At 64.3% G+C, this 24115-nt stretch carries 26 protein-coding genes and 1 pseudogene; 18 read left to right on the top strand and 9 right to left on the bottom strand.

What is annotated here, in order from left to right:
- Window positions 1–15: 15 nt before the first annotated feature.
- The 8 genes and pseudogenes from ACLFLU_RS23370 to ACLFLU_RS23335 all read left to right on the top strand — a co-directional run.
- A pseudogene (locus ACLFLU_RS23370) lies at window positions 16–447 on the top strand (glycoside hydrolase family 3 N-terminal domain-containing protein); the annotation flags it as partial.
- A gap of 8 nt (window positions 448–455) precedes the next feature.
- Window positions 456–1295, top strand: coding sequence for a segregation and condensation protein A (locus ACLFLU_RS23365; protein WP_426407211.1), 840 nt, complete (start codon window positions 456–458; stop codon window positions 1293–1295).
- 21 nt (window positions 1296–1316) lie between these two features.
- The gene (scpB, locus tag ACLFLU_RS23360; protein ID WP_426407210.1) at window positions 1317–2066 is read left to right on the top strand and encodes an SMC-Scp complex subunit ScpB; all 750 of its coding nucleotides are present in this window, start codon (window positions 1317–1319) and stop codon (window positions 2064–2066) included.
- A gap of 169 nt (window positions 2067–2235) precedes the next feature.
- The gene (locus ACLFLU_RS23355; RefSeq protein WP_426407209.1) at window positions 2236–2472 is read left to right on the top strand and encodes a twin-arginine translocase TatA/TatE family subunit; all 237 of its coding nucleotides are present in this window, start codon (window positions 2236–2238) and stop codon (window positions 2470–2472) included.
- Window positions 2473–2561: 89 nt separating this feature from the next.
- Window positions 2562–3104 (top strand): Sec-independent protein translocase protein TatB, encoded by a 543-nt coding sequence (tatB, locus tag ACLFLU_RS23350; RefSeq protein WP_426407208.1) that lies wholly within the window; start codon window positions 2562–2564, stop codon window positions 3102–3104.
- Window positions 3101–3913 carry a twin-arginine translocase subunit TatC gene (gene tatC, locus ACLFLU_RS23345; RefSeq protein ID WP_426407207.1) on the top strand — a complete coding sequence of 271 codons (813 nt, stop codon included), beginning with the start codon at window positions 3101–3103 and terminating at the stop codon, window positions 3911–3913. The genes tatB and tatC overlap by 4 nt, the downstream gene beginning before the upstream one ends.
- Before the next feature lie 194 nt (window positions 3914–4107).
- A complete protein-coding gene (gene serS / locus ACLFLU_RS23340) occupies window positions 4108–5439 on the top strand; it encodes a serine--tRNA ligase (RefSeq protein ID WP_426407206.1) in 1332 nt (443 codons plus the stop codon).
- 95 nt (window positions 5440–5534) lie between these two features.
- On the top strand, window positions 5535–5897 hold the full coding sequence (locus ACLFLU_RS23335) for a hypothetical protein (RefSeq protein WP_426407205.1): 363 nt from the start codon (window positions 5535–5537) through the stop codon (window positions 5895–5897).
- Here the strand turns inward: ACLFLU_RS23335 and ACLFLU_RS23330 are convergent.
- Window positions 5894–6652, bottom strand: a complete 759-nt coding sequence (locus ACLFLU_RS23330; RefSeq protein WP_426407204.1) for a hypothetical protein — start codon at window positions 6650–6652, stop codon at window positions 5894–5896. The genes ACLFLU_RS23335 and ACLFLU_RS23330 overlap by 4 nt on opposite strands.
- Before the next feature lie 182 nt (window positions 6653–6834).
- Between ACLFLU_RS23330 and surE the strand changes: the two genes are divergently transcribed.
- Window positions 6835–7602 carry a 5'/3'-nucleotidase SurE gene (gene surE, locus ACLFLU_RS23325; RefSeq protein WP_426407203.1) on the top strand — a complete coding sequence of 256 codons (768 nt, stop codon included), beginning with the start codon at window positions 6835–6837 and terminating at the stop codon, window positions 7600–7602.
- A gap of 20 nt (window positions 7603–7622) precedes the next feature.
- Here surE and ACLFLU_RS23320 read toward each other — a convergent pair whose 3' ends face one another.
- Window positions 7623–7994 carry a response regulator gene (locus tag ACLFLU_RS23320; protein WP_426407202.1) on the bottom strand — a complete coding sequence of 124 codons (372 nt, stop codon included), beginning with the start codon at window positions 7992–7994 and terminating at the stop codon, window positions 7623–7625.
- Window positions 7995–8233: 239 nt separating this feature from the next.
- Between ACLFLU_RS23320 and ACLFLU_RS23315 the strand changes: the two genes are divergently transcribed.
- Together ACLFLU_RS23315 and ACLFLU_RS23310 are read left to right on the top strand one after the other, a co-directional pair.
- Window positions 8234–8884, top strand: a complete 651-nt coding sequence (locus tag ACLFLU_RS23315; protein ID WP_426407201.1) for a protein-L-isoaspartate(D-aspartate) O-methyltransferase — start codon at window positions 8234–8236, stop codon at window positions 8882–8884.
- 109 nt (window positions 8885–8993) lie between these two features.
- The gene (locus tag ACLFLU_RS23310) at window positions 8994–10379 is read left to right on the top strand and encodes a peptidoglycan DD-metalloendopeptidase family protein (RefSeq protein ID WP_426407200.1); all 1386 of its coding nucleotides are present in this window, start codon (window positions 8994–8996) and stop codon (window positions 10377–10379) included.
- 163 nt (window positions 10380–10542) lie between these two features.
- Here the strand turns inward: ACLFLU_RS23310 and ACLFLU_RS23305 are convergent, their stop codons facing one another.
- Window positions 10543–11538, bottom strand: coding sequence for an ATP-binding protein (locus ACLFLU_RS23305; protein ID WP_426407199.1), 996 nt, complete (start codon window positions 11536–11538; stop codon window positions 10543–10545).
- Between the two features lie 180 nt (window positions 11539–11718).
- Here ACLFLU_RS23305 and yajC point away from each other — a divergent pair, with 180 nt between their 5' ends.
- The 6 genes from yajC to ACLFLU_RS23275 are packed head-to-tail and all read left to right on the top strand — an operon-like array spanning window position 11719 to window position 17371.
- Window positions 11719–12087, top strand: coding sequence for a preprotein translocase subunit YajC (yajC, locus tag ACLFLU_RS23300; RefSeq protein ID WP_148753779.1), 369 nt, complete (start codon window positions 11719–11721; stop codon window positions 12085–12087).
- 49 nt (window positions 12088–12136) lie between these two features.
- Complete coding sequence (secD, locus tag ACLFLU_RS23295; RefSeq protein ID WP_426407198.1) at window positions 12137–13735, top strand: protein translocase subunit SecD; 1599 nt, start codon at window positions 12137–12139, stop codon at window positions 13733–13735.
- 16 nt (window positions 13736–13751) lie between these two features.
- Complete coding sequence (gene secF / locus ACLFLU_RS23290) at window positions 13752–14777, top strand: protein translocase subunit SecF (protein WP_426407197.1); 1026 nt, start codon at window positions 13752–13754, stop codon at window positions 14775–14777.
- A 60-nt stretch (window positions 14778–14837) separates the two neighbouring features.
- Window positions 14838–15221, top strand: coding sequence for an Mth938-like domain-containing protein (locus ACLFLU_RS23285; RefSeq protein WP_426407196.1), 384 nt, complete (start codon window positions 14838–14840; stop codon window positions 15219–15221).
- Window positions 15218–16081, top strand: a complete 864-nt coding sequence (locus ACLFLU_RS23280; protein WP_426407195.1) for a phytoene/squalene synthase family protein — start codon at window positions 15218–15220, stop codon at window positions 16079–16081. The genes ACLFLU_RS23285 and ACLFLU_RS23280 overlap by 4 nt, the downstream gene beginning before the upstream one ends.
- A gap of 45 nt (window positions 16082–16126) precedes the next feature.
- Window positions 16127–17371, top strand: a complete 1245-nt coding sequence (locus tag ACLFLU_RS23275) for a threonine ammonia-lyase (RefSeq protein WP_426407194.1) — start codon at window positions 16127–16129, stop codon at window positions 17369–17371.
- A 6-nt stretch (window positions 17372–17377) separates the two neighbouring features.
- Here the strand turns inward: ACLFLU_RS23275 and ACLFLU_RS23270 are convergent, their stop codons facing one another.
- From ACLFLU_RS23270 to ACLFLU_RS23250, 5 genes are all read right to left on the bottom strand, one after another.
- A complete protein-coding gene (locus tag ACLFLU_RS23270; protein WP_426407193.1) occupies window positions 17378–18556 on the bottom strand; it encodes an aminotransferase class V-fold PLP-dependent enzyme in 1179 nt (392 codons plus the stop codon).
- Between the two features lie 87 nt (window positions 18557–18643).
- Window positions 18644–19198 (bottom strand): CAP domain-containing protein, encoded by a 555-nt coding sequence (locus ACLFLU_RS23265; RefSeq protein WP_426407192.1) that lies wholly within the window; start codon window positions 19196–19198, stop codon window positions 18644–18646.
- 93 nt (window positions 19199–19291) lie between these two features.
- Entirely contained in the window at window positions 19292–20386 is a 1095-nt protein-coding gene (locus ACLFLU_RS23260) for a serine/threonine protein kinase (RefSeq protein ID WP_426407191.1), read from the bottom strand.
- A 7-nt stretch (window positions 20387–20393) separates the two neighbouring features.
- Entirely contained in the window at window positions 20394–21821 is a 1428-nt protein-coding gene (trmFO, locus tag ACLFLU_RS23255) for a methylenetetrahydrofolate--tRNA-(uracil(54)-C(5))-methyltransferase (FADH(2)-oxidizing) TrmFO (RefSeq protein ID WP_426407190.1), read from the bottom strand.
- 126 nt (window positions 21822–21947) lie between these two features.
- Window positions 21948–22100: a DUF1127 domain-containing protein gene (locus ACLFLU_RS23250; protein WP_007590701.1), complete on the bottom strand. Its 153-nt coding sequence runs from the start codon at window positions 22098–22100 to the stop codon at window positions 21948–21950.
- Window positions 22101–22750: 650 nt separating this feature from the next.
- Between ACLFLU_RS23250 and ACLFLU_RS23245 the strand changes: the two genes are divergently transcribed.
- The gene (locus ACLFLU_RS23245; protein ID WP_426407189.1) at window positions 22751–23059 is read left to right on the top strand and encodes a hypothetical protein; all 309 of its coding nucleotides are present in this window, start codon (window positions 22751–22753) and stop codon (window positions 23057–23059) included.
- Between the two features lie 79 nt (window positions 23060–23138).
- Here ACLFLU_RS23245 and ACLFLU_RS23240 read toward each other — a convergent pair whose 3' ends face one another.
- Entirely contained in the window at window positions 23139–23963 is an 825-nt protein-coding gene (locus tag ACLFLU_RS23240; RefSeq protein ID WP_426407188.1) for a lytic murein transglycosylase, read from the bottom strand.
- Between the last annotated feature and the right edge of the window lie 152 nt (window positions 23964–24115).

Here is a 24115-nt window from a genome sequence, read left to right as displayed (position 1 = left end):
GGGTTAATCGGCCCTATGAGCACGCGGGCCTTCAATACCGGCGTATCCGGAACGGAACTGACCGCCGCGGCGCGGGCGTTTAGCCGTGCCGGACGCCCATTGGACTTCATTCCCTTCAGGCGCAGCATCGAAATTTCGATGCAAGTCACGGTGCTGCTTAAGGAATTGACGGTCACGGGGTTGACCGCGGCCAATCTCGGCGGTCTCAGCATTCCCGTGGATGGCGCTCCCGAGCCCGCCCATCCGGTGACGACTTCTGCGACAATGATTGCTCAGGTGATTCGCAGCGCAATCGGGTTCCAGGGTTTGTTAATGAGTGATGACGTGCCGATGAACGCGCTGGCGGGAGGCATCGCCGAGCGAATTCGCGCCATGCTCGCGGCCGGCTGCGACACGACGCTTCACAGCAATGACAATGCGGAACTGGACGCATTGACCGCAACCACGGCATCCGCATGACCGCAGAAATCCTATCGTTTGAAACCGGGCGGCCCGCAGAGCTGGCCGAGGGCGAGCCGGCGTTGGTGGTCGACGTCGAGGGCTATGAAGGCCCGCTCGATCTGCTGCTCGCGCTGGCGCGACAGCAGAAAGTCGATCTCGCCAAGATCTCGATCCTGGCGCTCGCCGACCAATACCTTCACTTCATCGAAGCTGCGCGAAAGATCCGGCTCGAGCTTGCCGCCGACTATCTCGTGATGGCCGCCTGGCTTGCCTTCCTGAAGTCGCGCCTGCTGCTGCCGGAGCCGCCGAGTGCGGAAGGTCCGAGCGCTGAGGAAATGGCAACTGCGCTCGCCAACCGTCTGCGCCGCCTCGAAGCCATTCGCGAAGCCGCCAACCGGCTGATGAACCGGCAGCAATTGCTGCGCGACATTTTTCCGCGCGGCGAACCCGAGCAGATTGCCGAGATCAAGCATCCGAAATACACCGCGACGCTGTACGACCTGCTCACGGCCTATGCCTCACAGCGCCAGTCGCGCGTGCTGGCGAGCGTGCATCTGGCCAAGCGCACGGTGTGGTCGCTCGCCGAGGCGCGCGCCACGCTGGAGCGGCTGGTCGGCAGCATCAGCGAACAAGACGACTGGGGCGTGCTCGACGATTTCCTGGTCCGTCACGTCGCTGATCCGACGCAGCGCGCGACGGTGTTCGCCTCGAGCTTCGCCGCCGCGCTCGAGCTGGTGCGTGAAGGTCAGCTCGAGCTGAATCAGAAAGAAGCGTTTGCGCCCATCTATTTCCGGAAGGGGCGTCCCAAACCGGTTTCGGACGCAGCTCCCGCGCCCGATGCACCGGTCGCTTAAGTGCAAGAAGGAGAAGCTGCCATGGCTTTGGCGGAAGTTCGCGTAGACGAGGTCGAGCCGATGGAGAACGAGCCCCAGGCACGTCCGGAAGAACTGCGGCTGCTGGAAGCGCTGCTGTTTGCTTCGAATGAACCGCTGGATACGGCAACGCTGGCCAAGCGCATGCCCGAGGGCGTCGACGTCAAGGCTGCGCTCGAGCAGCTCCAGGCCGACTACGCCTTGCGCGGCGTGAACCTTGTGCGGGTCGCCAACAAATGGACGTTCCGCACCGCCGGCGATCTCGCCTGGCTGATGACGCGTGAGAGCACCGAGACCCGGCGCCTGTCGCGTGCCGCCATCGAGGTGCTGGCGATCATCGCCTACCACCAGCCGGTGACGCGCGCCGAAATCGAAGAGATTCGCGGCGTCGTCACCTCCAAGGGCACTCTCGACGTGCTGCTGGAGACCGGCTGGATCAAGCCGCGCGGCCGTCGCAAGACGCCCGGTCGCCCGCTGACCTTCGGAACCACCGAGGACTTCCTGTCGCAGTTCACCCTGGAACAGCTCGGCGATCTGCCGGGTCTGGAGGAACTGAAGGGTACGGGGCTGCTGGATTCGCGGTTGCCGACCGGCTTCAGCGTGCCGACGCCGTCGGATGATCCTCAGCTGCGCGAGGACGAAGACCCCCTGGAACCGGGCGAGGACCTCGATCTGGCCTTGGCGCCCGCGGTCGAGCCCGAGACGCCACCGGAAGGCGGCAATGAGGGTGGCGAAGGCGGGAACGAGGAGTGATCCTCCGATCCCTCTACGGGCCGCCTGCGACCAGTTAACACTAGGCAAGATTACGTAGCGCCAACAGCGAATTGGCGTTGCCTTGGTCCTTGTTTTTGAAGCCTGCGAAGCCTACGTTTCGGTGAAGATCGGCCGGGGTCCCGGCGATGCGCGTTTGGAGGGTTGCAGGATGGGTTCTCTTAGCATTTGGCACTGGATCTTGGTGATCGCAGTGGTCCTGCTGCTGTTCGGCCGCGGCAAGATTTCGGATCTGATGGGCGACGTGGCGCAGGGCATCAAGGCCTTCAAGAAGGGCATGCAGGACGACGACAAGGTCGCTGACAAGCCCGCCGAGCCGTCCAAGTCTATCGAGCACACTGCGGCGCCGACCGCGGCGCGATCCGACGTCGGCAGCAAGGCCGTCTGAACCAGGAGCACGCGAGACGCGGGAAACGGACCCGATCCTGCGCGTGAGGGATTGGGCCGGTCGTGGCTTCGCGTGAAACGGAAGACGTCATGTTCGACATCGGGTGGAGTGAGCTGGTTCTGATCGGGGTCGTGGCCCTGGTCGCCATTGGCCCGAAAGAGCTGCCGGGCGTGCTGCGCATGGTCGGCCAGTGGATGGGCAAGGCCCGCAAGATGGCCGCCGAATTCCAGGGCCAGTTCCAGGAAGCGATGCGCGAGGCCGAGATGGCCGACCTCAAGAAGAGCTTTGACGAGGTCAAGGAAGCCGCCTCCGGCTTCACCAGCGGCGGTCTGATGACCTCGCTGCAAAAGGACGTGAGCGACGCGCTGCGCGTCGATGCGCTCGACAAGCCGGCCGAGACCGCCGCGACTGCTGCCGTCGAACCGCCGGCGACTTCAATTGAAGCGCCGGCGATTTCGAGTGAAACGCCGGCAAGCCCGACTACGCCCGAAGCGCCGACGCCGGAGACCTTCGTGGAAGCCGAGGCGCATGCGACGGTGAACGAGCCGCTCGCCATCACCCGCGAGGTCGAGCAGACACCGGTTGCGCAGGACACTGCGCCCGAAGCGATCAAGGACGCCAAAGCGTCATGAGCGACGCCGATATCGAGGCCAGCAAAGCCCCGCTGATGGACCATTTGATCGAGCTGCGGTCGCGGCTGATCAAGGCGCTGCTCGGATTCGGCGTTGCTTTCATCTTCTGCTTCTTCTTCGCCAAGCAGATCTACAACGTGCTGGTCTGGCCGTTCGTGTGGGTCGCGGGCGCCGAGAACTCGAAATTCATCTACACGGCGCTGCTGGAATATTTCATCACCCAGCTCAAGCTCGCGCTGTTCGGCGCCGGTTTCATCTCGTTCCCGATCGTCGCAACGCAGATCTACAAGTTCGTCGCGCCTGGCCTCTACAAGCACGAGAAGAAGGCCTTCCTGCCATATCTGGTCGCGACCCCGTTCTTCTTCGTGCTCGGCGCGGCTCTGGTCTATTTCGTCGTGCTGCCGATGCTGGTGCGTTTCTCGCTCGGCATGCAGCAGGCCGGCAGCGACGAGACCGCGCAGATCCAGCTGCTGCCCAAGGTCGGCGAATATCTGTCGCTGATGATGTCGCTGATCTTCGCCTTCGGCATCGCTTTCCAGCTCCCGGTGATCCTGACGTTGCTCGGGCGGATCGGCATCATCACGTCAAAGATGCTGCGCGAGAAGCGCCGCTATTTCATCGTTCTGGCTTTCATTATCGCGGCGGTCCTGACGCCGCCGGATATCCTCAGCCAGTGCTCGCTCGCGATTCCGCTGCTTGCGCTCTATGAGGGCTCGATCATCGCAGTCTCGATGGTGGAGAAGAAGGCAGCCGCCTCGCAGGCGTCCACCGGTACGGATGTGTCGACGCCGGCCAATCCGGCGGAGTAGGGCGCCTCACCCTCGGTGTCATTCCCCGCGAAAGCGGGGAATCCAGTACGCCGCGGCCCCTCGGAGAATCACCCCTGTCTCTGGAATACTGGATCGCCCGCTTTCGCGGGCGATGACGCCTGTGGTAGTGGGAAGCGCTGTGCACCCCGCCAACACGCGCGTTGGCCATTGCACGCTGATTCAGGACCACAGCCATGCACGACATCAAATCGATCCGCGACAATCCGCAAGCCTTCGACGCCGGTCTCGCCCGGCGGGGCCTGAAGCCGCTGTCGGCGTCGCTGCTCGCGATCGATGAGCGTCGGCGGGCGTCGATCCTGGCTTCCGAGCAGGCGCAGGCGCGGCGCAATGCGGCGTCCAAGGAAATCGGCGACGCCAAGAAGGCCAAGGACGAGGCGCGTGCGGCCACACTGATGGCTGAGGTTGCCGAGCTCAAGACCACGATGCCGGAGCTCGAGGCCGCCGCGAAAGCGGCTGACGATGAGCTGACCAAAGAGCTGTCCGCGATCCCGAACATTCCGTTCGATGAAGTGCCCGACGGCGTCGATGAGCACGGCAACGTCCAGCACCACGTGTTTGGTGCCAGGCGCAACTACGGTTTTGCGCCGAAGCTGCACGACGATCTCGGCACCGCGCTCGGCTACATGGATTTCGAGGCGGCGGCAAAACTCTCCGGCGCGCGCTTCGTCGTACTGAAGAAGGGGCTGGCGCGCCTCGAGCGCGCGATTGGGCAGTTCATGCTCGACCTGCACACCAACGAGCACGGCTACACCGAGATCAATCCGCCGCTCCTGGTGCGCAACGAGGTGATGTTCGGCACCGGACAATTGCCGAAATTCGAGGACGACCAGTTCTGGGCGATCAAGGGCGAGCTGCTCGCGTCGCCCGATCACGAGCGGCTGAAGACCGAGCGCCTCGGCCTGATCCCGACGGCGGAAGTCTCGCTCACCAACCTCGCGCGCGAATCCATTCTCGACGAGAAGCAGCTGCCGATGCGGCTCACCGCGCTGACGCCGTGCTTCCGCGCCGAGGCGGGCGCTGCGGGGCGCGACACCCGCGGCATGATCCGCCAGCACCAGTTCACCAAGGTCGAGCTGGTCTCGATCACGACGCCTGAAACCAGCAAGGACGAGCTGGAGCGGATGCTGTCCTGCGCCGAGCAGGTGCTGCAGAAGCTCGACCTGCATTATCGCGTCATGACGCTCTGCGCAGGGGATATGGGTTTTTCGTCGCAGAAAACCTATGATATCGAGGTTTGGATGCCCGGGCAGGGCGAGGGCGGCATGTTCCGCGAGATCTCGAGCTGCTCGGTCTGCGGCGATTTCCAGGCGCGGCGCATGGATGCGCGCTCGCGCGGGCCGGACGGCAAGCCGCGCTTCGTGCACACGCTGAACGGCTCGGGTACCGCAGTCGGCCGCGCCCTGATCGCCGTCATGGAGACTTATCAGCAGGAGGACGGCTCGATTGCCGTCCCCAGCGTGCTTCAGCCCTACATGGGCGGGCTGAAGGTGGTCGCGCGCGAGTAAAACGCGTTGCTTGATGTTGCGGTAGAAACGTTCGGTTGCGAAGATCGGGCGGCCGGTTATCCTGCCGGCCATCCGTCAACGCGGACCGATCATCCATGGCCTTGCACCGCGACGTCTTCTGGGTCGGCCGACAATGGGCGGTGACTGGAGCCGGCATCCAGGCTGTCGACCAGCGCTTGCGTGGCGTGCTGGACATCGACATCGCGCGGCTCTGGGACGACACGCATGTGCAAAGCCGGCGTGCCAAGCCGGGCGTCAATGTCGAGGATTTTGACAAAGCGGTGACGGTCGCGCGTGAGCGCTTTCCAGAGACGCCCGCATCGACCCCGTTCGTTGCGCAACCGAAGGCGCCCGGTGTGATTGAGACACCCGCCGTCAGTCCAGTCGTACCGGTGATGCAGCTGCGCGCGGAGGGCAAGCTTGCGCGCTTCCTGCCGCAATGGCGCGTCCGCCGTTAATAACGCATCGGGCCTGGATAGGTCGGCGTGATCCGGAAATAGGTGCTCGTGTCCGTCGCGTGTGAACGGTGCCGCGTCGGCATGCAGCCATTGCGCGTTGCGACCAGGCCATGGCCGCAGTCGGTCTGCAGCTCCTCTGACGACAATTTTGGTGTTACATCGACATCCGGCTTCGCCGCGGCCGTGACGCAGGGGCCATCGCGCGGACAGCGTTTTGGCACGCATTTGCCGCGCGCGAATTCGAGATCATAAACCTGTCCGGACATCGTGACCTGGCCGTTGCACAGGCACACTCCGGCGACGGTCATCTGACCGCCAAGGCAATTGTCCGCGTTGGCGCGCACGCAGGTGCCGCCCGGATCCGTGCCCGCCGCCATCAACTGGAATCCGGCCGGGCAGGTGCATTGCCCATCGCTCGCCGTGCCGCCGATGCAAGTGATGGTGATCAGTGCACGCGGCGGCACGGCGGGCGGCGCGACGTCGGTGATGCAGGCGCCGCCCTCGATATGCGAGTTGGGCGGGCACACGAGCGGTGGGGGCGCGGCGTTGATTTCGGCCGGATCGGGAGGCGGGCTCGGCTCCGGGGCTGCCGGGAGCGGTGCGGCCGCAACGGGGGCCGACTTGGCGGCGCAGACACCGTTGAGGAACTCCTGCCAGGGAAAGCAGCGGTTTGCAGGTCCCGAATCCTCTGCCCATCCGGCGCCTGCCACGCAGAGGCCTAGACCGAGGACGATTGCGGCTGAAAAGCGGGTCATTCCGTGCCCAGTCGCCTGAAAATGCGAGAGAAAATTAAGATGCGACGTTGCGGCGCCGCAATGAGCTAGATCACAGAGGAGACCTGTATTGTATCGGTCGAATTCCCGCCTTCGGCCGGTTTGCCTGATCCGCCATAGCCGGATAAGACGGCCTGACCCCAGCTCAGGAATCGACCACCGGCATGCGCATTCTCTGCACCAACGACGACGGCATCCACGCTCCCGGCCTCAAGGTCGTCGAGGAGATCGCACGCGCGCTGTCCGACGACGTCTGGGTGGTGGCGCCCGAGCTCGACCAGTCCGGCGTGTCGCATTCGCTGTCGTTGAACGATCCGCTGCGCCTGCGCGAAGTCGGGCCGCGGCACTTCGCAGTGCGTGGCACGCCGACCGACTGCGTCATCATGGGCGCGCGCCATATCCTTGGCGCCAAGCTGCCTGATGTCGTGCTCTCCGGTGTCAACAAGGGCCGCAACGTTGCCGAGGACGTGGTCTATTCCGGCACCATCGCCGGTGCGCTCGAAGGCACCATCCTGGGCATCCCCTCATTCGCCCTGTCGCAGGAGTTCAGCGTCGAGACGCGCGAACGGCCGCCGTGGGACACTGCGCGCAAATTCGGTCCCGACATCCTGCGCAAGGTGATCAAGGCCGGCATCCCGAAGGACACGGTGATCAACGTCAACTTCCCGTCCTGCGCTCCGGAAGAGGTGCTCGGCATTCGTGTCACGCGGCAGGGCAAGCGCAATCTCGGCTTCCTCCGGATCGACGAGCGCAGGGACGGCCGCAACAATCCCTACTTCTGGATCGGCTTCGAACGTGCAGCAATGATGGATACGCCGGCCGAAGGTACCGATCTCGCGGCGCTGCGCGAGCGCTATGTCTCGGTTACGCCACTGCGGCTCGACCGCACCAATGAAGCGTTTTCCGAGGAGCTGAGCGCGACGTTAAAGTAAGGACGATTTGGAAGTAGCGGCTAGCCGCCGCGAAGCGCGGCTTCGATGGTCTTGCCGAGCGCGTCGATCTGAAACGGCTTCTGAAGCGCGGGCCGGTCGCGATATTGCTCGGGCAGGCCCGACGAGCCGTAGCCGGTGGCAAAGATGAACGGGCAGCCCTTTTCCCTGATGAGATCGGCAACAGGCGAGATGACCTTGCCGTTGACGTTGACGTCGAGGATGGCGATGTCGAACTCGGTGGCCTGGGCCAGCCGCAGGGCCTCGTTGATATCGCCCGCTTCAGCCGCGACCTTGTAGCCGAGCTCCTCCAGCATATCCGCGACCATCATTCTGATCATGACCTCGTCTTCGACGAGGAATACAGAGCGGCTCGAAAGCCCGGTCGCGATCATTGTCGTTGAGTCCTTGCCCATCTTCGAAAAACGTTCGCAGATAACGTGAATCGACGCAATGCGCGTTTCGGCCAGCGGACGCTGGGAAATGTCGTTTGCGGCTGGCCCGCTGCAAGCCGATCTGTGGTCAAATACCGCAGCAAAACGCTATCATAGGTTCCGGAGCAGGAACAGAATTTGTCCGGGCCTGAGCGACGTGTGCGACGATCCCGCCCTCTGACGAGACGATATAGGCAGCAATGACCTCCAATCAGCACCCGCCGGAAAAGATGATGTTTCAGCTCACGCTGAGGCGTCGTGGCATCAGCGATCAGGCCGTGCTGCGGACCATGGAAGAGGTGCCGCGCGATCTGTTTGTGGAGGCCTCCGATCGCGACGCCGCCTATCGTGATAGCGCGTTGCCGATCGCTTGCGGACAGACCATCAGCCAGCCTTTTGTCGTCGCCTACATGACCGAGCAGCTTCAGCTCCAGAAGAGCCACCGCGTGCTCGAGATCGGCGCCGGCTCCGGCTATCAGGCCGCCGTGCTGTCGCGGCTTTCGCGCCAGGTGCTTACGGTCGAGCGCTATCGCAAGCTTGCGGACGCCGCGCGCGCCAGGCTTGAAAAGCTCGACTGTCACAATGTCGAGGTGATGCTAGGTGACGGGCTCAATCTGCCCCCTAACATCGGCCCGTTCGACCGCATTATCGTCACGGCTGCAGTGGAGCAGATTCCCGAGAACCTGATCCAGCGGCTCGAGGTCGGCGGCATCCTGATTGCGCCGGTCGGCCCGCATCAGGGTGTGCAGACGCTGACCCGCCTGAGCCGGACCGAGGCCGGGATTGAACGCAGGGAACTCGTCGAGGTCCGCTTCGTGCCGGCGCTGCCCGGCGTGGCGCGGGAGCTGTAGAACTCCGGATTAGCTGCGCTGCCAACGTCTTATTGGGAGGGTTAAGCCGTTATTTACTCGACGCGTGTTTACTTAAAAGACCAGTTCTGTTGCGTACGAGTGAGTAACCATGTCTGTAGTCGCCGAGTTGCTTTACTCGCGCCGCGTACCGCAGGTCGCGGTGCTGGCGCTGATTTCCTTCAGCTTCGCAGGGTGCAGCGCCGATATGTCGTCGCGGCTGTCCCAGTCGAGCTTCTCCAATCCCTTCTCCGAATCGACCGGTTCGGTCCAGCAGGCCCCGCCGCCGCAGCGTGAGCTGCCACAATATGCGCGGCCGCAGACCCAGCCCGGCTATTATCAGTCCCAGGCCTTGCCGCCGCCGGCGGTCGCCGCACCGCAATCCTACCCGGTTGCTGCGGGTGGGGGCGTCTCCGGAGGTGGTCGCGGGCTCGGCTCCTACACGCCGCCGGCTCAGCCGCGTCTTGAAGCGACCGGCACCGTGCCGCCGCGCTCGGTCGCTGCCGCCCAGCCGGTCGGCGGGACCAAGATCATCGTCGGCACCAGCGACACGCTCGACGTGCTCGCCAAGCGCTACCATGTGAGCCCGCAGGCGATCATGGCCGCCAACGGCTACAAGGGTCCGCGCGCGCTCTCGCCTGGCCAGCAGCTGGTCATCCCGCACCCGGGCGCAACGGCCGCTGCGCCGGCGATGGCTCCGGTTGCCGCTGCTCCGGCGATGGCGCCGAAGCCGGTGGCAGCTGTTGCCGCGCCGTCCAGCTTGCACTTCGTCAATCACGGCGACACGCTCGCCAGCATTGCGCGCAAGAACCATATCTCTGCAGCCGAGCTCGCTCGCGCCAATGGTCTCGAACCGTCGGCCAAGCTCAAGCTCGGCACCAAGCTGACCGTGCCGGGCGCCAAGACCGCGGCGGTTGCCGCACCGCTTGCTCCGGCACCTGTCGCGGCGGCTCCCGTCGCGGCTGCGCTGCAGCCGGTTGCGGCCGGTCCGGTTGCTGCCACCAAGATGGCTGCGGTTGCGCCTGCGCAAAGTGCGCGCCTGGCCCAGGCCACCACCAATATCGAAGAGAAGCCCGCAGAGACGACGCCGGCGAAAGCGGCTGAGACCACCAGCTCGCTGCCGACCTTCCGCTGGCCGGTGCGCGGCAAGGTGATCACGAGCTACGGCGCCAAGACCAACGGCAAGTCCAATGACGGCATCAATGTCGCGGTGCCCGAGGGGACGCCGGTCAAGGCGGCTGAGGACGGCGTCGTGGCGTATTCTGGCAACGAGCTGAAAGGTTACGGCAATCTGGTCCTGGTTCGGCACTCCAACGGCTACGTCACCGCATATGCCCATGCGAGTGAGCTGTTGGTGAAGCGCGGCGATCCCATCAAGCGCGGTCAGGTCATTGCCAAGTCGGGTCAATCCGGGGAGGTGGCGTCGCCGCAGCTCCACTTCGAGATCCGTAAGGGATCGAGCCCGGTTGACCCGCTTCAATTCCTGAACGGCGCGTGAGGCCCCGTCAGGTTCTAGCTGTCTCCCTACGAACAGTGTCATCGCCCGCGAAAGCGGGCGATCCAGTATTCCAGAGACAGTAATCGAATACGGAGAAGCCGCGGCGTACTGGATTCCCCGCTTTCGCGGGGAATGACAGTTGTGGTCGAGGCAAGACTGTCCGTTACTGCGCCGTCAGCTTCACGCCGAGCCGTCCTGCCAGCTCCTGCACGAACTGCCAGGCGACACGGCCCGAGCGCGAGCCGCGCGTCGTCGACCATTCCAGTGATTCGCGCTCCAGCGCCTCATCGTCGAGCTTGATGCCGAAATGGCTGCAATAGCCACGCACCATGGCGAGATATTCGTCCTGGCTGCAGCGGTGGAAGCCGAGCCACAGGCCGAAGCGATCCGACAGCGAGACCTTTTCCTCGACCGCTTCGCCGGGATTGATCGCGGTCGAGCGTTCGTTCTCGATCATCTCGCGCGCGAGCAGATGGCGGCGGTTGGAAGTGGCATAGAGGATGACGTTCTCGGGCCGGCCCTCGATGCCGCCTTCGAGCACGGCCTTGAGCGACTTGTAGGACGCATCATTGCCGTCGAAGGAGAGGTCGTCGCAGAACACGATGAAGCGGAAGGACGAGGCGCGCAGCTGCTCCATCAGCGCCGGCAGGCTCTCGATATCCTCGCGGTGGATCTCGATCAGCTTGAGCTTGTCGGCGGGTTTGCGGTCCGCGTTGATGCTGGCGTGGGCCGCTTTCACGAGCGAGGACTTGCCCATGCCGCGCGCGCCCCAGAGCAGGGCGTTGTTGGCGGGCAGGCCGTTGGCGAAGCGCTCGGTGTTCTCCATCAGGATATCGCGCATCCGGTCGACGCCCTTGAGCAGGAACAGCTCGACGCGGCTGACCCGCGGCACCGCAGCAAGGCGGCCGTCGGGGTGCCAGACATAGGCGTCCGCCAGTTTGAACGACTCGCGCTCGACGGCGGGCTTGCCCTGGGCGGCGAGGTGCGCCGCAATGGTCTCCAGTGCGCTGACGATGCGCTCCTGGGAAAGATCCTGGGAGGCTCCCTTGGAGGCCGCCTTCGAGACCGCCTTGGGGCGTTTTGCCGCGATCTGGGCGGGCTTCGTGGCAGGGGTACGGGGGCCTTTGCCGGCCGGGCTTTTGCTTGGTTTTTTGGGCATGTCCGAAGTTCCTGAGAATGCAGCCTTTATCGGGCCTGACGACCCGCCGCAAGGTGGCCAAATCGACGGTCTGGCAGCGTTGCAATTGGGGCAATGGCCGCTATAGTCCGCGCGAATTTGACCGAGCCGGTCGCCGTAAGGGCCTGACCGGCTTCCCCTGTTTCCACGAGGATCGTCCGAATGTTCATTACCCCTGCGTATGCCCAGGCCGCGGGCGCCGGCGACACCAACAGCATGTTGATGTCGCTGCTGCCGTTCGCCCTGATCTTCGTGATCATGTACTTCTTGATTCTGCGTCCGCAGCAGAAGAAGGTGAAGGACCACGCCGAGCTCGTGAAGAACATCCGCCGCGGCGATACCGTCGTGACCTCGGGCGGCCTGGTCGGCAAGGTCACCAAGGTGGTCGATGACGACCAGATCGAGTTCGAGATTTCCGACGGCGTGCGCGTGCGCCAGATGCGTTCGATGATCTCGGGCGTGCGCGCCAAGGGCGAGCCGGCCAAGGACAGCGCGAAGGAAAGCGCCAAGGACGACGCCGCGGCGAAGTGAGCGCTTTCCCGCGAGCATCTCAAATCTCCTGATCTGACAGGTCCAGTCGATGTTGTATTTCACGCGGTGGAAGGCGCTCGGGATTATCCTGACGGCGCTGATCGTGTGCCTCTGCGCGGTCCCGAACTTCTTCCCTGAGGCGCAGGTCAAGACCTGGCCCGCCTGGGCGCAGCGGCGCCTGGTGTTGGGTCTCGACTTGCAGGGCGGCTCCTCTCTGCAACTCGAGGTCGACTCCAATTACGTGAAGAAGGAAAGGCTCGACCAGATTCGCGACGACGTCCGTCGCGTGCTGCGTGAGGCCAAGCTCGTTTACACCGGTCTCGTAACGAAGGGCGATGCCGTCGAGGTGCGCGTCAAGGACGCGGATGTCCAGACGGTGCTCGCCAAGTTGCGTGAGCTTGCGCAGCCGATTGGTGGCCTTGTGGGGTCCAGCGGCCAGCGCGACCTTGAAGTCGCGGACGCTGGTGGCGGATTGATCCGCCTCAGTATTCCGGAGGCCGCGATGATCGATCGTTTGCGCAAGACCATCGAGCAGTCGATCCAGATCGTCGAGAAGCGCGTCAACGAGCTCGGCACAGTCGAGCCTATCATCCAGCGTCAGGGTAACGACCGCATCCTGGTGCAGGTGCCGGGTTTGCAGGATCCCACCCATTTGAAGGAATTGCTGGGCAAGACCGCGAAGATGGAATTCCGCATGGTCGATCCCTCGGTGCCGCCGGACCAAGCACAGCAGGGCGGATTGCCGCCGGACACCGAGTTTCTGCCGAGCGCCACGCCGCCGTCGCCCGGCTACGTGGTCAAGAAGCAGGTGCTGGTTGCGGGCGGTGATCTGACCGACGCCCAGGCGACCTTCGACCAGCGTACCAATGAGCCGGTCGTCAGCTTCAAGTTCAATACCTCGGGCGCGCGCAAGTTCGCGCAGGCCACGCAGGAGAATGTCGGGGTACCCTTCGCGATCATTCTCGACAACAAGGTGATCTCGGCGCCGGTCATTCGCGAGCCGATCACCGGCGGCCAGGGCCAGATCTCCGGCAATTTCACCGTGCAGTCGGCCAATGACCTCGCGATCCTCTTGCGCGCAGGCGCGCTGCCGGCACCGCTCACGGTGGTCGAGGAACGCACCGTCGGTCCGGGCCTCGGCCAGGACTCGATCGAGAAGGGCGAGCTTGCGGCCTATGTCGGGTCGATCCTGGTCGTCGTGTTCATGCTGTTGACGTACCGGCTGTTCGGCGTGTTCGCCAATATTGCCGTCTGTATCAACGTCGCAATGATCTTCGGCCTGTTGTCGCTACTCAGCGCCACGCTGACGCTGCCCGGCATCGCCGGCATCGTGCTCACCGTTGGCATCGCGGTTGACTCCAACGTGCTGATCTATGAGCGCATCCGCGAGGAATTGCGCGGCGGGAGAACCCCGATCTCGGCGATCGACGCAGGCTTCAAGCGGGCGCTTGCGACCATTCTCGATTCCAATATCACCACCTTCATCGCCGCTGCAGTGCTGTTCATGATCGGCACCGGTCCGGTGCGCGGCTTCGCAGTGACGCTCGGTATCGGCATCATCACCACAGTGTTTACCGCCTTCACCATGACCCGCCTGATTGTGGCGTGGTGGGTGCAGTGGAAGCGGCCGAAGACTGTGCCGATTTGACAATTCGAGGCCGGCTGTGACCACCACTCAAATCGTTCTCATCTCTCTCGGCGTCCTGATTGCCGTGCTGACCGTGGTCAGCGTGCTCGGCGTCCTGCCGTCGTTGCGCATCGTGCCAGACAATACGCATTTCGACTTCACGCGCTTCCGCCGCATCAGCTTCCCGATCTCGGCGGCGCTGTCGATCCTCGCCATCACGCTGTTCTTCACTCATGGCCTGAATTTCGGCATCGACTTCAAGGGCGGTACCTTGATGGAGGTGCGGGCCAAGTCGGGCTCCGCCGATCTTGCGCAGATGCGCACAACTCTCGGCAGCCTCGGCCTTGGCGACGTCCAGCTGCAGCAATTTGGCGGCCCCGCCGATGTGCTGCTTCGCGTTGCCGAGCAGCCGGGCGGCGACAAGGCGCAGCAGGCAGCTGTGGACAAGGTTCGCGGTGCCCTCGGCGAGTCCGTGGAGTATCGCCGCGTCGAGGTGGTGGGCCCGCGCGTCTCCGGCGAATTGCTGGGTTGGGGCATGGCCGGCCTGATGCTCGCGATCGGCGCGATCCTGATCTATCTCTGGTTCCGGTTCGAATGGCAGTTCGCGCTCGGCGCCATGATCGCCAACGTGCACGATATCGTGCTGACCATCGGCTTCATGTCGATCAGCCAGGTCGACTTCGACCTGACCAGCATCGCGGCGCTTCTGACCATTCTCGGCTATTCGCTCAACGACACCGTCGTCATCTATGACCGCATCCGTGAAATGTTGCGGCGCTACAAGAAGATGCCGATGCCGCAGTTGCTGAACGAGTCCATCAACTCGACGCTGTCGCGCTCGATCATCACCCACTTCACCGTGACGCTGGCTTTGCTCGCGCTGCTGCTGTTCGGCGGCCATGCCATCCACAGCTTCACGGCGGTCATGATGTTCGGCGTGGTGCTGGTCGGCACCTACACCTCGATCTTCATCGCGGCGCCGATCCTGATTTATCTCGGCGTCGGCGAGCATCGCGAAGATGCGAGAGAAGAGGCTCCGCCGGCGAAGAAAAGCAAGGCGTGATCCGAACCGCAGGCCCTCGCATGAGTTTGCGAGGGCAGTCAGCTCATTCGGACGAAGCTCATGGCCGGCGATCCCAACGCTCCCCATTTCCCGCGCTCGGCGCCGATCGAGGCCTATGGCAAGGGCGGCTTCGCCTTCGCCGGCATGTCGCACCGGGGCTCGCTGCTGTGCCTGCCTGATGCGATCTGGGCCTGGGACGTGACCGATCCCACCAAGATCGACCGCCATTCGCTGGATCGGGTTTTTGCGGCCGCCAACAGCATCGATACGCTGTTGGTCGGGACCGGAACCGGAGTCTGGCTGCCGCCGCCGGAGCTGCGCCAGGCGCTGAAGGCGGTTAGGGTGGTGCTGGACACCATGCAGACCGGCCCCGCCGTACGTACCTACAACATCATGATCGGCGAACGGCGCCGCGTCGCGGCTGCGCTGATTGCCGTGCCATGAGCCGCGCTGCGACGCCGCCCGACACCGTGACATTCTGCGCCGACCTTGTGCGCACCCACGACTTTCCGCGTTATGCCGCGACCCTGTTCGCGCCTGCCGCCGAACGTCGGGCGCTGCTGGCGCTCTACGCCTTCAATGTCGAGATCGTCCGGGTCCGCGACCAGGTGAGCCAGCCTTTGCCCGGGGAAATCCGCTTTCAATGGTGGACGGATCTGTTCTCGGGCCTCGTTCACGGCAGCGCTGAGGGCAATCCGGTGGCGGCCGAGCTGTTGCGCGCGATCCGCGATTTTGGCCTGCCGGTCGAGCCCTTGTCGCTGCTCGTCGACGAGCATCAGTTCGATCTCTACAACGATCCGATGCCGACCATGACGGCGCTTGAAGGCTATCTGGCGGCGACTTCTTCGGCCTTGTTCGCGCTTGCCGCGCGGATCATGGGCGAGGCTTCGGATGCGAGCGAGCATCTCGCACGACATGCGGGCCTGGCGCAGGGCATCGCGCAGGTGATCGCGAACCTGCCGCGGGACTCGGCCCATCGACAATTGTTCCTGCCGCAGCAATTCCTCACCAGCCATGGCTGCGGCATCGAGGATGTGTTCGCAGGTAAACAGACGCCCCATCTGAATGCCGTGCTGGATCAGCTCATGGGCGAGGCCCGGCAGCATCTCGCGACGGCCTTATCGCTGCTGGCACAGGTGGCGCCGCCGGCGCGGGCGGCATTCCTGCCGCTCAGCCAGGCGCGGGCCGATCTCGATCGCCTGTCGCGGCCTGGGCGCAATCCCTTCACGCCGCAGCCGGTATCGCGGTTGCGCACGCTGTGGACGCTGTGGCGGGCTTCACGATCCCGGGAATTTACCAAATAGCGGTTGGCTTATCGCCCGAGGTGGCCAAATGCTCTATGCTGTCCCATGGCTGAATTGTCCCAAATCGCATCCCCCGATCTGAGCGGCCTTCCGGTCGCACCGGGCGATATTCACGCTGCTGCCGAGACCATCCGCGGTGCCGTCGTCGAGACGCCCTGCAGCTACAGCCGGACGCTGAGCAACATTTGCGGCTGCGAGCTCTGGCTCAAATTCGAGAACCTCCAGTTCACCTCGTCGTTCAAGGAGCGTGGTGCGCTGAACCGGCTCACGGCGCTGACGCCGGAGGAGCGTGCGCGCGGCGTCGTCGCGATGTCGGCGGGCAACCACGCGCAGGGCGTGGCCTATCATGCCAAGCGGCTCGGCATTCCCGCCACGATCGTCATGCCGGTGGGCACGCCGATGGTGAAGGTCGAGAACACCAGGCATCATGGTGCCGAGGTGGTCGTCACCGGCGCGACGCTGGAGGAGGCGGCCGCGTTTGCGCGAAGTCACGGCGAAGCCCGCGGCATGATCTTCGTCCACCCCTACGACGATCCGCTGGTCATCGCGGGGCAGGGCACGGTCGGGCTGGAGATGCTCAAGGCGGTGCCGGAGCTCGACACGCTGGTCGTCCCGATCGGCGGAGGTGGCCTGATCAGCGGCATCGCCATTGCGGCGAAATCGATCAAGCCGTCGCTGCGGATATTGGGCGTCGAGGCCTGGCTCTATCCCTCGATGTACAATGCCGTCCATGGCGGCAATCTGCCGGCGCGCGGCGATACGCTCGCCGAAGGCATCGCGGTCAAATCGCCGGGCAAGATCACCACGGAAATCGTCCGCAGGCTGGTCGACGACATCGCGCTCGTCAACGAAGCCGAGCTCGAGCGCGCAGTCGCAACCCTGATCTCGATCGAGAAGACGGTCGTTGAGGGTGCAGGCGCTGCGGGCCTTGCGGCGATCATGTCCGATCCCACGCGCTTCGCCGGCGAGAAGGTTGGTCTGGTCCTGAGCGGCGGCAATATCGACACAAGGCTGATTGCCTCGGTGCTGACGCGCGAACTCGCGCGTGAGGGACGGCTGACCCAGCTCTCGCTCGATATTCCTGACAGGCCGGGCCAGTTGGCCGCGGTCGCGGCGCTGCTGGCAGAAGCCGGCGCCAATATCATCGAGGTCTCGCACCAGCGGACCTTCTCCGACCTGCCGGCCAAGGCGACGCTGCTGCAATTGGTCATCGAGACTCGCGACAGCGCGCATCTCGATGAGGTCATGGCCAAGCTCAGCGCATCCGGACTGAGCGCGCGCTGCACCTGAGCGGCGCTATTGCGGCGCCAGACTGGCGAGGTGGGCGATCAGTCGGTCGATCTCGGCTTCCGTATTGTAGTAATGCGGGGACGCCCGCACGACCACCGGCAGCGCGCGGAGTTCGGCGTCGATGCGGGTGCTCGACGGATCCGAGGCGCCGATCGTGATGCCGGCCGCGGCGGCGCTGCGGACGATCGCATCCGCCTCACGCCCCTCCATCGTGAAGCTGACGATCGCGCCGGGCGCACGGCCGAGATCGCGAATGGTGATGCCGCTGATCGCGCCGAGGCCATTGCGGAGACGGTCCGCCAGCAGGCGGCAGCGCTGCTCGATCGGGCCGAGGCCGATCGCCAGCGCGTAGTCTATGGCGGCGCCGAGCCCGAGCCGGGCTGCGTAATTGTTCTCCCATGTCTCGAAACGGCGGGCATCGTCGCGGAGCCGATAGTGGTCCCGCGAGACCCAGGGTGCCGCAAAGTGGTCGATCATCGGCGGTTCAAGCTGTTGCAGCAGCGGCCTGCGGACATAGAGGAAGCCGGTGCCGCGCGGGCCGCGCAGGAATTTGCGCCCTGTGGCGGACAGCATGTCACAGCCGATGGCTTCGACGTTGACCTGCATCTGGCCGACGGCCTGGCAGGCATCGAGCAGATAGGGAATGCCGCGTGCGCGCGCGATTCTGCCGACGGCTGCTGCAGGATTGACCAGCCCGCCATTGGTCGGAACCCACGTGATGGCGATCAGCTTCACGCGGTCGTCGATCATGCGTTCGAGCGCCTCGATGTCGAGTTCGCCGGTAGTGTCGCTCGGCACGACATCGATGACCGCGCCTGTGCGCCTGGCGACCTGCAGGAATGCGACATAGTTGGCGGCGTATTCCGCCTCGGCGGTCAGGATCCGGTCGCCGGCGCGAAACGGCAGCGCATAGAACGCCATCTGCCAGGCAACGGTCGCGTTCTCCATGAGCGCGATCTCGTCGGGCGCGGCATTCAGCAGGCGCGCCACCGAGCTGTAGACCGCATCAAGCCGCTCGGACTCGCGGTCCGCGGCGGCATAGCCTCCGATCTCGCTCTCGAGATCGATATGCTGCTTCATCGCCGTGACAACGGCCGTCGGCATGAGCGCCGCGCCGGCATTGTGGAGATAAGCGAGCCGGGAGGCGGCCGGTGTGTCGGCTCGTATTTGCTCGATGTCGATCATCTGCACCTCCGCGTCTTGCGACCTCTGCGCATGAATTAGACGCGCTCAAGAATGCGAGCAAGATGGCGGGTCGCGAGGGGCTTCGCCTCAGATGCAGAGGCCGAGCAGCTTGACATGGCAGTTGCTGGATTTGGGCTTGCTTGCGGGCGCGGTCTCGCGCTTGACAGCAACCAGAGGCTCCTTGTCCTTGTTCTTCTTGCCCTTCGGCTCGTAGTCGCCGGCGATTACCATGGCCCAATAGGTGCGCTTGCCGCTGGCATTTTTGGCGCTCGCGATGCCGACGCGGGAAGCGTTGTGCAACAACAGGTTCTTGCGATGCCCGGACGAGTCGATCCACTGGCCCAGGGTCTTCTCGAAATTGTCGTAGCCGTAGGCGATGTTCTCGGCGGCACGGCCGGCGCCTGATGGCGCGACGCGCTTGTTGAACGGGCCGAGAGCGTCGTGGCTGAGATCGTCCTTCGCCGCCATCGCCCGGGCCTGGTCCATCGCAATGCGGTCGAGGGTTGTGTCGCGTACGACGCGGCCCTCACCATGTTTCAGCCGGAAGCCGGAGATCTGTTCGGCAGGGGACTCCGCGGCCATCACAGGCGCGGCTGCCAGCAGCACGAGACCTGCGATCAGCAGGGTCGCGCGGCGCCTCATGGTCCCCCAGCTAGTCATCGTTCCCCAAGTCAGCGTGATCCCGGCTTCTCCACCGGCATTGTGGAGGCTTCAAGGCGCCGCGGACCCCTTAGTCTAGCTGGTGGGCAGGTCCGCCTCGAAATTGAAGCGATCGCGCAGGTTCTTGCGCTGCTCCAGGATGTCCTTGAGGAAGGCGCGGTCCTGGTCGTTCTTCATCATCGGCTCGATCAGGTCGAGCTGGTTCATGGCGACCAGTTGCAGGATCTCGGTGCGCGGCTTGCCGCTGCTGTCGCGCGGCAGCGCGTGCACGACCTGGATGTGTTCCGGCGGTTTTGGCCCCTTGGCGACAGTGAGCTCGTTGCGCAGCTGTCCTTCAAGCGCGGCTTGATCCGCTTCGACGAAGGCATAGAGCCCGACGCCCGAACGACGGTCGGCAAAGGCGACGATGGCGGTATCGCGCACGGCGGGGTTTTGGCGGATCAACTCGGCCAGCACCGGCGCGTCATTGACGAGACGGCGGCCGCCGCCCTCGCGGTCGGTGAAATTGAAGAGGCCACGGGTGATCGCGCGATAGACCTTCTTGCCGGTGGCAAGCCACAGGCTCGCGGCGAAGGATTTTTTCGCCAGGATCTTTCGCTCGCGCGGCGTCAGCGCCTCGGGCGCGTAGGAGCGCTTGTGCTTGAGCAGATGGCGGAGGTCTTCGTAGGCGAGGACGCGATAGAGCCGGCCGCGCCGGTTGAAGCAGGCTGCGAGCTGGAAGTCGGTGACATAGGCACGCCCATCGCGGCCGACCAGCCAGTTCTGTTCCTTGGCGAGATCGTTGTGGCAGATGCCGGCGCGGCGCAGCCTTCGCAGCGCCGCCTTGGCCGAGCGGAAATAGGCAAGATCGCCATGGGGTTTTGCCAGGTGCAGCGCGACGCCGTCGACGAAGCCGCGCACAAGAGCGCGGCGGCCGGCCCAGAGCAGTTCAGGGCCGACGTTGAGGCCTTTGGCGAGCGCCAGCGCGTGCTTCTCGCGCGCGAAAAGGTGTCGCGCCAGCAGGAACGACCACCACGGCACTTCATCGAGTCGTCGCAACACCGCGTCGACCTCGCCACCGTTGGCGCGGAAGCGGCCGCGCTCGACGGTCGAGAACACGTCGCGCTTGAGCAGCACGCCCTCGGTCCAGCGCGCCGACAATGTCGCGGCGTCGTCTTTGGGAAGGTTCATTGAAAACTCACGCCGCGGCGGCAATACGCAGATGATCGGCGATCCAGCGATCGAGATCGGCGAGCGCCAATGCGCTCATCGCCTGCTTCTTGGCGACCGTCTTCTCGTTGCCGCGCAGGCGTGTGCCGTCGGGCTTCTTCGTCGGAGCGCTGGAGAGCGGCGGGAACAGGCCGAAATTGATGTTCATCGGCTGGAACGAGCGCGTGCCCGGTTCGATGGTCTCGATATGGCCGCCGGTGATGTGGCCGAGCAGGGATCCCAGCGCAGTCGTGCCCGGCGGGCTCGCAAGCGTCTCGCCGCGCGCATCGGCCGCCGCGTAGAGACCCGCGATTAGGCCGACGCTTGCGGACTCAACATAGCCCTCGCAACCCGTCATCTGGCCGGCAAAGCGCAGCCGCGGCTGCGCGCGCAGGCGCAGCTGACCGTCGAGCAGTTTTGGCGAGTTGAGGAAGGTGTTGCGATGCAGGCCGCCGAGGCGGGCGAATTCGGCTTTCTCAAGCCCCGGAATAGTGCGGAAGATGCGCTGCTGCTCGCCGTATTTCAGCTTCGTCTGGAAGCCGACGATGTTGTAGAGCGTGCCGAGCTTGTTGTCCTGGCGCAGCTGCACGATCGCGTAGGACTTCGTCGTAGGATCGTGCGGATTGGTGAGGCCCACCGGCTTCATGGGGCCGTGGCGCAAGGTCTCGGGGCCGCGTTCCGCCATCACCTCGATCGGCAAGCAGCCGTCGAAATAGGGCGTGTTGGTCTCCCATTCCTTGAACTCGGTCTTCTCGCCAGCGATCAGCGCGGCGACGAAGCCGTCATACTGCTCCTTGGTCATGGGGCAGTTGATGTAGTCCGCGCCGGTGCCGCCGGGGCCGACCTTGTCGTAGCGAGACTGGAACCAGGCCACCGACATGTCGATGGACTCGCGGTGCACGATCGGCGCGATCGCATCGAAGAAGGCGAGCGCGTTCTCGTCGGTCAGCTCGCGGATGGCATCCGCCAGCGGCGCGGAGGTGAGGGGGCCGGTGGCGACGATGACGTTGCTCCACTCGGCCGGCGGCAGGCCTTTGATCTCGCCGCGGGCGATCTCGATCAGCGGATGGTCGTTCAGCGCCTTGGTCACGGCGGCCGAGAAGCCGTCGCGGTCGACGGCGAGCGCGCCGCCCGCGGGCACCTGGTGGGCGTCTGCCGCACGCATGATGAGCGAGTCGAGTCGTCGCATCTCGGCATGGAGCAGGCCGACGGCGTTGTTGGCGGCGTCGTCCGAGCGGAATGAGTTTGAGCAGACGAGCTCGGCAAGCCCGTCGGTGCGGTGCGCCTCGGTCATGCGGTCGGGCCGCATCTCGTGCAGCACCACGGGCACGCCTGATTTTGCCACCTGCCAGGCGGCTTCGGAACCGGCAAGGCCGGCGCCGATGACGTGCACGATATTGGATTGGGGTCCTGTCATGGAGCGGACAGGTAGCGCTTTTCGGTGGCCAGTGGAATCGCCGAGATCGAGTTTTCTGCCACCGGATGCGACAACGCCCGCACGAGGCGGGCGCTATCGGTTCGTCCGGTGAAGGGCTGAACGATATCAGCCCTGATACTGACCGGCGGCAACGCGCGGGATGTCCGAGCGATCGAGGCCGATGTCGGCCAGTTCGCGATCGCTGAGCTGGGACAGCTCGGCAACATTGCGCTGATAGTCCCGGAAAGCCTGGATCATGCGGATGAGCGAGAGCAGCATTGGTAGTCTCCTGTAGTTCGATTCAGCCCTTGCCCGGGCGTCATCGTTGAAATGAATATAGGTGAGAGTGGTGCACTGCGAAAGTTCCGATGTTGCGATGCAGCTAAGCGAAGAACGCATGGCATCGGTAAGGGGCGATTAACCTGTCGGCAGTCCCGCCCAATAGCTAGGCGGAAATCCCTGCGTAGTGCAATAAACGTCCGTGAAATCACGGGTTTATAGCAAATTCTGCGGTTCCGATGCTGATGGAAATAAGTCGCGTTTCCGTGACCTGCAAGGCGATCCGCCAGCTTGTAAGCCCAAGTCTCGCATGCGCGAATCGCATGAATCCTGATCTGTAGTAATGAATTATTATTCAAAGTAACGTCGAGAGCCTTGTCGATTTGTGGAAGCGGGCGCCGCGACGGTTCTCTGGCCTTCAGCAAAGCGGGATCCGTCTGACGCGCCTCGCCGATCGGCTGAGGTTGCCCCCTCCCTCGTTGATGCAGTGCACACACGCGGTGCGTGCAGACCCGGATTACAAAGTTGTAATGAAAATCAGAAATTTCGCATGAGGCTCTGCGCCGCGCGCAACATCACGCAATTCTCGCGGGGAATTTATTGCGGCAAGTTGCCGCGTCGGCAGCAAAGTCACGTTGCAGATTCCGGCAATGTCGCTGGGTCTGTCCCAAGAACAAGAGAAGGAAAGTAACATCATGACGAAGTTACTCGGGGTTATCGCAGTTGCCGCCGTCGCATTCGCCATCGCGCCTGCCCAGGCCGCCAAGCACAGCATGGGCGGCTGCAGCGGGGCCAATCTGGAAAAGACGGAGACCGCGATCGAGAACATGCCCGACGGCGACGGCAAGTTCGTTGCGGAGAAGGAGATCACGGCTGCGCAGGACGCGCTGCTCAATGGCAAAATGGGTGCATGCGGCGCGCACCTGAACAAGGCAATGCAAGCCACCATGGGCAAGTAACGGGCAGGTAAACGCAATCCCAAGAGAGGGCCGGTCGCGAGGCGATCGGCCCTACGCCTTTTGTGTCTGGGCGTGTGCTTTAAGGGGCGTGGGCGAGCTGCGTGGCAAAATAGGCCACCGTCTTGGAATAGACCTCGCTCTTGTTCCACTGCTGGAGCACCGCGAAGTTCGGGCTGCCCGGCTGCCAATCCTTACCCTTCTGCCAGCCATAGCCCGCAAGATAGTTCGCCGTCGAGGCCAGCACGTCGGGCGCGTTGTGCAAGAGGTCGCGCTTGCCGTTGCCGTCGAAATCGACGGCGTATTTCATCCAGGACGACGGCATGAACTGGGTCTGGCCGAGCTCGCCGGCCCAGGCGCCCTTCATGTCGGCAGGCGCGAGATCGCCGCGCTGGACGATACGCAGCGCATCTATCAGCTCGCCGCGAAATTGCTCGGCGCGCCGGCAATCATAGGCCAGCGTCGCCAGCGAGCGGATCGTCGCGAACTTGCCGGTGTTGACGCCGAAATCGGTCTCCAGACCCCAGATCGCGACCAGCACCTCGCCCGGCACGCCATAGGTCTGCTCGATGCGCGACAGCACCGAGCCGTATTGCTTCATCATGTTGGAGCCGCGCGTCATCCGCGGTGGCACCATGCGACCGGAAAACTCTTCGAAGGTCTGGGTGAAGACCTTTTGCGATTTGTCACGGTTCAGCACGCTCTGGTCGAGCGTGACGCCGGCAAGCCCGGCGGCGATCGCCTGTTGCGAGATGCCCTTGGCGGCGGCCTCGGTTTTGAAGTCGGCGAGCCAGGCGTCGAAATTGCCCGAGCCGCAGGCGACCGCGGAGACGGCGGGTTCGGCGGACAGGATTGACACGGAGAGGGCGAGGGCTGCGAGAGCCAGACGAGAAATCGTCAGGGTCATTCGAGTAAATTGATTCCGTGAAGTGGCATGACCGGCGGCGGCAATCTCGATTGTAACCGCGGCCAAAGCAAGGCGTATGACAGTCACCGATCCCGCCCGGGGCCCGGGCGGGATCGGTTGTAACAAGATCGTCAGGTACAAGATCGTTAGAC

The organism is Bradyrhizobium ganzhouense, from assembly GCF_049949285.1.
GTDB lineage: Bacteria > Pseudomonadota > Alphaproteobacteria > Rhizobiales > Xanthobacteraceae > Bradyrhizobium > Bradyrhizobium ganzhouense.
The sequence above is the reverse complement of the archived record's forward strand: the minus strand, read 5'-3'. Positions and strand labels throughout refer to the sequence as shown.

What these genes read in the sequence shown, in the direction of transcription:
- ACLFLU_RS23365 (WP_426407211.1), top strand. Translation starts at nt 456, where the DNA reads ATGACCGCAGAAATCCTATCGTTTGAAACCGGGCGGCCCGCAGAGCTG.
- scpB (WP_426407210.1), top strand. Translation starts at nt 1,317, where the DNA reads ATGGCTTTGGCGGAAGTTCGCGTAGACGAGGTCGAGCCGATGGAGAAC.
- ACLFLU_RS23355 (WP_426407209.1), top strand. Translation starts at nt 2,236, where the DNA reads ATGGGTTCTCTTAGCATTTGGCACTGGATCTTGGTGATCGCAGTGGTC.
- tatB (WP_426407208.1), top strand. Translation starts at nt 2,562, where the DNA reads ATGTTCGACATCGGGTGGAGTGAGCTGGTTCTGATCGGGGTCGTGGCC.
- tatC (WP_426407207.1), top strand. Translation starts at nt 3,101, where the DNA reads ATGAGCGACGCCGATATCGAGGCCAGCAAAGCCCCGCTGATGGACCAT.
- serS (WP_426407206.1), top strand. Translation starts at nt 4,108, where the DNA reads ATGCACGACATCAAATCGATCCGCGACAATCCGCAAGCCTTCGACGCC.
- ACLFLU_RS23335 (WP_426407205.1), top strand. Translation starts at nt 5,535, where the DNA reads ATGGCCTTGCACCGCGACGTCTTCTGGGTCGGCCGACAATGGGCGGTG.
- ACLFLU_RS23330 (WP_426407204.1), bottom strand. Translation starts at nt 6,652, where the DNA reads ATGACCCGCTTTTCAGCCGCAATCGTCCTCGGTCTAGGCCTCTGCGTG.
- surE (WP_426407203.1), top strand. Translation starts at nt 6,835, where the DNA reads ATGCGCATTCTCTGCACCAACGACGACGGCATCCACGCTCCCGGCCTC.
- ACLFLU_RS23320 (WP_426407202.1), bottom strand. Translation starts at nt 7,994, where the DNA reads ATGATCGCGACCGGGCTTTCGAGCCGCTCTGTATTCCTCGTCGAAGAC.
- ACLFLU_RS23315 (WP_426407201.1), top strand. Translation starts at nt 8,234, where the DNA reads ATGACCTCCAATCAGCACCCGCCGGAAAAGATGATGTTTCAGCTCACG.
- ACLFLU_RS23310 (WP_426407200.1), top strand. Translation starts at nt 8,994, where the DNA reads ATGTCTGTAGTCGCCGAGTTGCTTTACTCGCGCCGCGTACCGCAGGTC.
- ACLFLU_RS23305 (WP_426407199.1), bottom strand. Translation starts at nt 11,538, where the DNA reads ATGCCCAAAAAACCAAGCAAAAGCCCGGCCGGCAAAGGCCCCCGTACC.
- yajC (WP_148753779.1), top strand. Translation starts at nt 11,719, where the DNA reads ATGTTCATTACCCCTGCGTATGCCCAGGCCGCGGGCGCCGGCGACACC.
- secD (WP_426407198.1), top strand. Translation starts at nt 12,137, where the DNA reads ATGTTGTATTTCACGCGGTGGAAGGCGCTCGGGATTATCCTGACGGCG.
- ACLFLU_RS23285 (WP_426407196.1), top strand. Translation starts at nt 14,838, where the DNA reads ATGGCCGGCGATCCCAACGCTCCCCATTTCCCGCGCTCGGCGCCGATC.
- ACLFLU_RS23280 (WP_426407195.1), top strand. Translation starts at nt 15,218, where the DNA reads ATGAGCCGCGCTGCGACGCCGCCCGACACCGTGACATTCTGCGCCGAC.
- ACLFLU_RS23275 (WP_426407194.1), top strand. Translation starts at nt 16,127, where the DNA reads ATGGCTGAATTGTCCCAAATCGCATCCCCCGATCTGAGCGGCCTTCCG.
- ACLFLU_RS23270 (WP_426407193.1), bottom strand. Translation starts at nt 18,556, where the DNA reads ATGATCGACATCGAGCAAATACGAGCCGACACACCGGCCGCCTCCCGG.
- ACLFLU_RS23265 (WP_426407192.1), bottom strand. Translation starts at nt 19,198, where the DNA reads ATGAGGCGCCGCGCGACCCTGCTGATCGCAGGTCTCGTGCTGCTGGCA.
- ACLFLU_RS23260 (WP_426407191.1), bottom strand. Translation starts at nt 20,386, where the DNA reads ATGAACCTTCCCAAAGACGACGCCGCGACATTGTCGGCGCGCTGGACC.
- trmFO (WP_426407190.1), bottom strand. Translation starts at nt 21,821, where the DNA reads ATGACAGGACCCCAATCCAATATCGTGCACGTCATCGGCGCCGGCCTT.
- ACLFLU_RS23250 (WP_007590701.1), bottom strand. Translation starts at nt 22,100, where the DNA reads ATGCTGCTCTCGCTCATCCGCATGATCCAGGCTTTCCGGGACTATCAG.
- ACLFLU_RS23245 (WP_426407189.1), top strand. Translation starts at nt 22,751, where the DNA reads ATGTCGCTGGGTCTGTCCCAAGAACAAGAGAAGGAAAGTAACATCATG.
- ACLFLU_RS23240 (WP_426407188.1), bottom strand. Translation starts at nt 23,963, where the DNA reads ATGACCCTGACGATTTCTCGTCTGGCTCTCGCAGCCCTCGCCCTCTCC.